The organism is Pseudomonas abietaniphila, from assembly GCF_900100795.1.
GTDB classification, from domain to species: domain Bacteria; phylum Pseudomonadota; class Gammaproteobacteria; order Pseudomonadales; family Pseudomonadaceae; genus Aquipseudomonas; species Aquipseudomonas abietaniphila.
This window is the reverse complement of the sequence record NZ_FNCO01000048.1, coordinates 1-1,547: the sequence shown is the minus strand read 5'-3', so window position 1 is coordinate 1,547 and position 1,547 is coordinate 1. Positions and strand designations below refer to the sequence as shown.

General features: G+C 61.9%; 1 pseudogene. It reads left to right on the top strand.

The features are described from left to right. A pseudogene (locus tag BLS87_RS34380) lies at positions 1-1,547 on the top strand (hypothetical protein); the annotation flags it as partial.

The window sequence follows — 1,547 nt, the reverse complement described above, 5'->3', positions numbered from 1 at the left end:
CTCATGGCCACGTCCTCAGTTCACTCCAATGCCTTCAACTTTCTCAGTTTCGTCGAAGCCGGTGTCGATTCGCGCACCGGTCAGTACACCTGTTCCATCAGCCTGCCGGAACTCAAATGCAACGCCCTGTGCGGCCCCGCGCTGCCGCTGCGCCTGAGCTTCAATCCACTGGCCACCCAGCTCGCCAGCAAAGACCGCAACAGCGGGTTCGGTTGTGGCTGGAGCCTGGCGCTGTCGCAGTACAATCCGACCACCCAGATGCTTTCCCTGAGCACCGGCGAATCCTTCAAGGTCACCGGCAGCGGCGTGCAGCCGGCGATCCGCGAACAGAAGATCGAAAGCTTTCACTTCTATGAAGAACAGGGCAGCACCGGCGCGCTCTACTGGGTGGTGCACAAGTCCGGCCTGGTCGAACACCTGAGTCCCGGTGGCCCCGACGGCATTGCCTTGCCCAGCGCCATCTATTCGGCACAGGGCCACAAGATCGAGTTGCTTTACGAGGTCTTCAAGGAGGGGCGCGCCCTCTCCGAAATCCAGGACAGCAGCGGCACCGTGCTGCGCATTGTACGCACCGATGCGTCCATCACGTTGCACCTGCACCCCGACGTCCCCGAGCTGGGCGCCCGTTACGTCATGGAACTGGCCGACAGCGATGAGCGGGTCTCCAGCCTCGTCCTGCCTACCGATGAAAAAGCGCGCTGGCACTTCGAGTACGGGTATTTCAACGACTTCCTGTGCGTCACTCAGGTGCTGACGCCGCTGGGCGGCACGGAAACCATCGATCACGCGGGACCGGGCCATGAGTTTCCAGACAAAGCCCGACCCGCATTGCCACGGGTCCGGGAACACATCAACAACCCTGGTTCCGAGCAACCGCCGATCACCACCCGTTACGAATACTCCGACACCAACTTTCTCGGCTTTGGTGCCCAGGGCCTGATCTGGAGCGATGACGGTCAGGACAACCTGTACAAGCTCAACACCCCTTACCAGTACACCACCACCGAAATCCTGTACGACAACGCCCAGAAGCGCGATGTGCGGCGCATTCATCGCGTCTTCAACCGCTTTCACCTGCTCGTCAGCGAAGAAACCACCCAGAACGACAACGTTCTGCTGCTGGAAAACACTTACTACGCCGACCAGAACCCCAACCTGAGTTTCGACCAGCAGCCGGCCCAGTGCCAACTGGCCACCGAGGTGCGCAAGACCTGGTACCTGCGCAGCAGCTCGGCCAACAAACGGGTGGAAAGCACCCTGACCGAGTTCGACGCGTACGGCAATCTGCTGGTGCAGACCCTGCCCACCGGTATCCGCGAAGTCAGCAGCTATTATCCGAAAGAAGGCGCCGACGGCTGCCCGCCCGACCCGGACAATTTCGTGCGCACCTTGAAGGAAAAACGGGTAGAACCCGCTCAGACGCGGCGCAACCTGAACGTGTCCGGAGCACGCCGCCGCTGCGTGGTGAGCGCCCTCGAGCGCCACTTCACAGCGTTCGTGCAGAGCCCGCGAAAGCTGGGCGAGGCAGCCCCGACGCTGCGCAGCGT